6 protein-coding genes are annotated in these 6,463 nt (G+C 45.4%); all 6 read left to right on the top strand.

Annotation, left to right across the window (positions count from 1 at the left end; genetic code table 11):
* Window positions 1-66 precede the first annotated feature (66 nt).
* Window positions 67-681 (top strand): NADH-quinone oxidoreductase subunit J, encoded by a 615-nt coding sequence (locus tag ACJ751_RS23475; RefSeq protein ID WP_407747974.1) that lies wholly within the window; start codon window positions 67-69, stop codon window positions 679-681.
* Window positions 678-992, top strand: coding sequence for an NADH-quinone oxidoreductase subunit NuoK (gene nuoK / locus ACJ751_RS23480; RefSeq protein WP_407747975.1), 315 nt, complete (start codon window positions 678-680; stop codon window positions 990-992). Before ACJ751_RS23475 ends, nuoK begins: the two co-directional genes overlap by 4 nt.
* A 166-nt stretch (window positions 993-1,158) precedes the next feature.
* Window positions 1,159-3,090 (top strand): NADH-quinone oxidoreductase subunit L, encoded by a 1,932-nt coding sequence (gene nuoL / locus ACJ751_RS23485; RefSeq protein ID WP_407747976.1) that lies wholly within the window; start codon window positions 1,159-1,161, stop codon window positions 3,088-3,090.
* Between the two features lie 8 nt (window positions 3,091-3,098).
* Window positions 3,099-4,562, top strand: coding sequence for a NuoM family protein (locus ACJ751_RS23490; RefSeq protein ID WP_407747977.1), 1,464 nt, complete (start codon window positions 3,099-3,101; stop codon window positions 4,560-4,562).
* Between the two features lie 6 nt (window positions 4,563-4,568).
* Window positions 4,569-5,975 carry an NADH-quinone oxidoreductase subunit N gene (locus ACJ751_RS23495; RefSeq protein WP_407747978.1) on the top strand — a complete coding sequence of 469 codons (1,407 nt, stop codon included), beginning with the start codon at window positions 4,569-4,571 and terminating at the stop codon, window positions 5,973-5,975.
* 9 nt (window positions 5,976-5,984) lie between these two features.
* A complete protein-coding gene (locus ACJ751_RS23500) occupies window positions 5,985-6,365 on the top strand; it encodes a hypothetical protein (protein ID WP_407747979.1) in 381 nt (126 codons plus the stop codon).
* Window positions 6,366-6,463 lie beyond the last annotated feature (98 nt).

Consider the following 6,463-nt stretch of genomic DNA (forward strand, 5'->3'; position numbering starts at 1 on the left):
ATGAAAAACAGAGAAATGAAGAATGAAAACTTTGCCAATTGCTCATTGCCAATTGCCTATTGATTTATGAATGCATCACAGATCATATTTTATTTGATTTCAGCCTTTGTGCTGGGTACGGCCTTGCTGGCGGTAACCACCAGGAAGATCTTTCGTTCAGCCATCTGGTTGCTGTTTAGCCTGGTGGGTGTTGCCGGTCTGTACTTCTGGATGCAGGTAGAATTTGTAGCCGCCGTGCAGATCATTGTGTATGTAGGTGGGGTAGTGGTGCTGATTATCTTCTCTATTTTTCTTACCCATCATTCGGGTAGTGAGCTACCAAAACCACCATTGAAGCGGACCATTTTCTCCATACTGGCCGTGTTGCTGGGGTTTGCATTTTCTTATAACCTCATAGCAGGGTATGGGTTCCCAACAACTACCTCTGAAAAACCATTTGTGGTGCCGGTATACGCCATTGGTGAACAAATGCTCGATACTAAAAAATATGGGTTTGTGTTGCCGTTTGAAGTAGTGAGTATGTTGTTGCTGGCTGCCATGATCGGTTGTATTGTTATTGCCATGCGATCGATACCCAAAGGAAAATCGATACAAAAACCGGCTACGCCTATTAGTGCCAATGGCGGCACTTTTAAACAGGTTGTTGAATCAACAAAAACCATGGAGGAAAAGACAACATGAGCGCGATCCCTTTAACGCATATCCTGTTTGTGACCACAGCCCTGTTCTTCATCGGTATGTATGGGTTGTTTACCCGGCGTAACTTAATCACCATGCTCATGTCCATAGAACTGATCCTGAATAGTGTGAACATCAACTTCGTGGCCTTCAATAAATACTTGTACCCCGATAAACTGAATGGCGTATTCTTTTCCCTGTTTATTATAACCGTTGCCGCTGCCGAAGCAGCCGTGGCGATAGCGATAATTATTAATTTATACAGGAGTCATAGGTCGATTGATGTGGAGGATACTACGGAAATGAGGTATTAGTTGACGAGTTGACCAGTTAACAAGTTGACAAGTTAATAAGTTGACAAGTTGTAGGGTTGATAAAGAGTTGACAAAGGAGCGAGAAAGGAGTGAGGAATGTTACATTCTCGTGAACCCTTTCACGTTTCACGTTTGCCGTTTCACGGTACACGATTAACCATTCAAAATGAACTACACAACATACATATCGTTAATCCCTTTGCTACCATTAATAAGCTTTGTAGTTTTTGGCTTATTCGGGCAAAAACATTTCGTCCGATCGGCAGGGATCCTGGGTACGCTCATTTTATTAGCGGCGACTGTGTTGGCTTTCTATACGGCTTATCAATACTTCTTTGTAACGGGAAGGGTGAATGGTGTCTATCAGCCAATCGAGCCATTGAAATATACCTGGTTACAGTTTTCTCCCGGGATGTCTATCGATATGGGCATATTGCTCGATCCTGCATCTGTGATGATGCTGGTAGTAGTGACGGTTGTTTCCCTAATGGTGCATGTGTTTAGTTTGGGTTATATGAAAGGGGAGGAGCGGTTTCCTGTTTATTACGCCTTCCTGGGATTGTTTACATTTTCCATGTTGGGACTGGTGCTTTCGACTAATATTTTTCAGATCTATATTTTTTGGGAGTTGGTGGGTGTGTCCTCCTTTTTGCTGATCGGTTTTTATTACGACCGGCCGGCGGCTGTAGCAGCAGCAAAAAAAGCATTTATCGTCACGCGCTTTGCCGATCTGGGATTTTTAATTGGGATACTAATACTCGCATTCTATAGCGGCACGCTCGATTTTGGAACCCTCATCCATCGGTTAACGGATACTCATTCGTCGCAATTGGCGCAAATTACCGGTACCGGTTTCCTGGGCGTATCCATATTAAGCTGGGCATTGGCGCTGGTGTTTATTGGCGGAGCGGGCAAATCGGCCATGTTCCCGCTGCACATCTGGTTGCCCGATGCCATGGAAGGTCCCACGCCGGTTTCGGCATTGATCCATGCGGCAACGATGGTGGTGGCTGGGGTTTACCTGGTAGCGCGGTTATATCCCGTGTATTTGATAGATGGAACCATCTTACAATTGATAACCTGGGTGGGCGCGATCTCAGCCTTTCTTGCGGCGATCATTGCCTGTACGCAAACCGATATTAAACGCGTGCTGGCCTATTCAACCATTTCACAGATCGGCTATATGTTGTTTGCATTGGGCGTACCTGCGTATGGAGCTGGTTCCAATAGCGGCTACACAGCATCCCTCTTTCATTTATTCACGCATGCTTTTTTTAAATCCCTGTTATTCTTGGGCGCAGGATCCGTAATTCATTTTGTGCATACCAATGAAATGGGCAATATGGGTGGACTGCGGAAGTTGATGCCGTTGACTCACGCTACCTTTTTAATTGCCTGCCTCGCCATTGCCGGTATACCGCCCTTTGCCGGTTTCTTTAGTAAAGAAGAAATACTAATGACCGCCTGGCAGCATAATAAACTTATTTATTACGGGGCGCTGATCACGTCGGGCATTACGGCGTTTTATATGTTCCGGTTGTACTTCCGTATTTTCTGGAATAGATCAGCAGCGCACAATCACGTTCATCATAGTGAAGGCCCCTGGAATATGAAGCTGCCCCTGTTGTTATTGGCGCTGGCTGCGGTTGGAGTGGGGTTTATTCCCTTCGCTCATTATGTATCTATTAATGGGGGAGAAGAAATCTCTATTCCGTTGGGTTTTTCCATGGCGCCGGTGCTCCTGGCCATTGCCGGTATCGGGTTCGCGTATGTGCTTTATTATAAAGAGAACGACCGGCCGCAAAAGCTGGCGACTGCATTAGGCGGACTCTATAAAACAGTAAAGCAGAAATTCTACTTTGATGAAGGCTACCTGTTCGTCACCAAAAAGATCATCTTCAATGGCATGGCAAAACCAGCTGCCTGGATCGATAAATATCTTGTTGATGGTACAATGAACGGATTGGGGTGGGTGACCACCCGCTTTTCAGCCAGCATAAAAGCATGGCAATCGGGCAGCATCCAAAGCTATGCGTTGTATTTCTTTGGTGGCATCATTGCATTGGCAGCCTTGTTCATTTATTTATGGAAACCATAATCAAACACATGTCGTTATCAGTACTCATCATATTGCCACTTATCACCGCCATTGCATTATTACTGTGTAATGGCTTGAAACCAGTCCGCCTGGTAGCGTTAAGCGGATCGGTAGTACAATTGATTTGCGCGGTTGGGTTGTTGATTGCCTACGGGCAGCAACGGGCGGCAGGCAATACCGCGGCCATGTTGTTTGAAGAAGATCATGTTTGGTTCACGCCGCTGAATATACATTATCATATTGGGGTAGATGGCATCTCCATTGCGATGATCCTGCTGACTGCTTTTGTAACGGTAGCAGGCATATTGGTTTCGTGGAGAATGGAAAAGCTGAATAAAGAATTTTTCTTTCTGTTGATATTATTAAGCCTGGGCGCCTATGGCTTTTTCATTTCACTCGATCTGTTCACTTTGTTCTTCTTCCTGGAGGTGGCCGTTATCCCCAAATTCCTGCTGATAGGCATTTGGGGCAGTGGGAAAAAAGAATACAGCGCCATGAAACTGGCGTTGATGCTGATGGGTGGCAGCGCCCTGGTATTTGTTGGGCTGGCGGGTATTTACTTTAATACCCAAACCGCCAGTGGTACGCATACATTCGATCTGTTACAGATTGCACAATTGCACATTCCTCTGGAAGTACAAAAAATCTTCTTCCCTTTTGCATTTATTGGCTTTGGTATTTTCACCGCCTTGTTTCCCTTTCATACCTGGGTGCCAGATGGACACTCATCGGCGCCTACGGCTGCGTCGATGTTCCTGGCCGGCATATCCATGAAGCTGGGTGGTTATGGTTGCTTGCGAATAGCACTATTAATGCCAGAGGCGGCTCAATATTATTCCTGGATCATCATTTTGCTGGCAACGATTGCCATCATCTATGGCGCATTCGCTACCATGATGCAAACCGATCTCAAATACATCAATGCCTATTCATCCGTTAGCCATTGTGGTTTTGTGTTGCTGGGTATTGGCATGTTTACAAAAACAGCTATCATGGGCGCGGTAATGCAAATGGTATCACATGGGTTGATGACAGCCCTTTTCTTTGCCGCTATTGGGATGTTGTACGATAGAACCCATACGCGGCAGGTAGCGCAACTGGGTGGCTTATTAAAAGTAATGCCCTTTATCGCCACGGTGTTTGTTATCGCCGGTTTGTGTTCATTGGGATTGCCGGGCCTTAGCGGGTTTGCTGCCGAAGTAACCGTTTTTATGGGCGCCTGGCAGAAAGCTGATACCATGTATAGAATAGCCACTATGCTGGCTTGTGCTTCCATTGTGGTAACAGCCGTTTATATCTTACGTGCCATGGGCAAAGTGATTATGGGGCCGTTACAGGTGGAAGGCGACGGAAATACTATTCTCCTGACCGATGCAGCCTGGAATGAAAAAGTAGCTGGCGCCCTCCTGATAATTGGCATTGTGGCTATTGGTATGGCGCCTTTCTGGTTAACCTCGTTGATAAATCAATAAATAATTATGGCCGACTTCTTTATACTCATGAAACAGGAACTGGTCATTACGGTGATCATCTTTATCCTGTTGTTGTTGAAGATTGGAATGGATTTATCCAATGAAACCATCATGAACCTTACAAACGGGTTGTTGCTGTTGAACCTGGTTGTTGGGTTTGTGGGCAACAGGTCAGGAATGTTGTTCGATGAAATGTTCCTCACCAATCCGCTGATCGTACTGGAGAAAAACATTTTGAGCCTGGGTACCCTGATCGTTTCATTACAATCGGCCGACTGGTTAAAAAAGCATGATCATGTACCAGAGTTTTATGTTTTACTGTTGTGTACCCTGTTGGGCATGTTCTTTATGATCTCGGCCGGAAATCTGTTGATGTTTTATGTTGGGTTGGAATTGTCAAGCATTCCGCTGGCAGCCCTGGCCAATTTTGATCTCGCAAAAAAGAGATCATCAGAAGCCGCCATGAAATTTATTATCTCCTCTGCATTTGCCTCGGGGTTATTATTATTTGGCATTTCCCTGGTGTATGGCGCTGCCGGTACATTAACGTTTAGCGAACTGTCTGCACACATAACCGGCGCGCCCCTGCTGATCTTTGCCTTTGTATTATTACTGGCAGGGTTTGCTTTTAAAATATCTATAGTACCTTTTCATTTATGGACGGCCGATGTATATGAGGGCGCCCCGGTGGCAGTCACCTCCTGGTTATCGGTCATTTCAAAAGGATCGGTTCTGTTTGTGTTTGTCTCTGTTTTGTATACAGTATTCAAACCATTGGCGGCCATCTGGTATAATATGCTGTTTGTTTTATCGGTGCTCACCATTTTAACAGGCAACCTGTTTGCGATCCGGCAAAATAACCTCAAACGATTCCTCGCTTTTTCTTCCATTGCCCAGATAGGTTTTATCCTCGTAGGTATAACCGGTAGTTCGCAGCTGGCCACTACCTCGGTAGTGTATTTTGTGTTGGTGTATGTGTTCAGTAACCTGGCCGCTTTTGGGGTGGTGGCTTTGGTAAGTGCGGTAACAGGGCGGGAGCAGGTGAGCGATTACAAAGGATTCTATAAAACCAACCCGGTGTTGTCGTGGGTGCTTACGATTGCCTTGTTTTCCCTGGCGGGTGTACCACCCACGGCTGGTTTCTTTGGTAAGTTCTTTCTGTTGTTAGCCGGGGCCGGAAAAGGAAACTATCTTTTAATTACCATTGCGGCCCTGAACATGATCCTTTCATTTTATTATTACCTGCGTATTGTGAAAGCGATCTTTATGGATGCCAATGAACAACCCATCGAGCGGTTGGCTATCCCCATCTATCCCAAACTGGCAATGATCATTTGTATAACAGGTATTTTTGTAACGGGTTTGGCGGGCTATGTGTATGATTATATTCATTCATTGAGTTTTGGATTTTAAATTTCGGGTATGGCTATTAATAAAAATCATGAATTTGAAGACCTCGATGGCGTTAAATGCGCCATTGTGGAGAAGAATGCATCGCAACAGCGGGTGGATTTTTTAAAGCCGTTACTGGAGTTTAATAAATATACCGTGATAGTAGTAGCTTCACCGCCACCCAAAGCTGCAGCGCCTGCAGCTGCCCCAAATACTGCAGCACCTGTTGAAGCTGCGCCACCACCGCCTGCCTCTTTTACCATTGGCGTAACTGATATTACCTTCAACGCTACCAATGCCATCTTTGGACGATTATTAAAAACACGCGGTGGACAGGTTGTTACGCTGGCTTACTGGCAACAGAAGGAACCGGTAAGCAGGGATACTATACCTTACTTCGCTAAAAAATAAAAAAGCCCCGACAGCTTAAGCTCATCAGGGCCTTCATTTATGGAGAACAATTAATATATAGCTTCAAGTGAATAAGAGCTCCAATTGCTCCAGGTAGA

It is taken from the genome of Niastella sp., from assembly GCF_045805085.1.
GTDB lineage: Bacteria > Bacteroidota > Bacteroidia > Chitinophagales > Chitinophagaceae > Niastella.

Bases quoted from the DNA above. Each gene is read 5' to 3' on its own strand.
- ACJ751_RS23475 (WP_407747974.1), top strand. From the start codon at position 67: ATGAATGCATCACAGATCATATTTTATTTGATTTCAGCCTTTGTGCTG.
- nuoK (WP_407747975.1), top strand. From the start codon at position 678: ATGAGCGCGATCCCTTTAACGCATATCCTGTTTGTGACCACAGCCCTG.
- nuoL (WP_407747976.1), top strand. From the start codon at position 1,159: ATGAACTACACAACATACATATCGTTAATCCCTTTGCTACCATTAATA.
- ACJ751_RS23490 (WP_407747977.1), top strand. From the start codon at position 3,099: ATGTCGTTATCAGTACTCATCATATTGCCACTTATCACCGCCATTGCA.
- ACJ751_RS23495 (WP_407747978.1), top strand. From the start codon at position 4,569: ATGGCCGACTTCTTTATACTCATGAAACAGGAACTGGTCATTACGGTG.
- ACJ751_RS23500 (WP_407747979.1), top strand. From the start codon at position 5,985: ATGGCTATTAATAAAAATCATGAATTTGAAGACCTCGATGGCGTTAAA.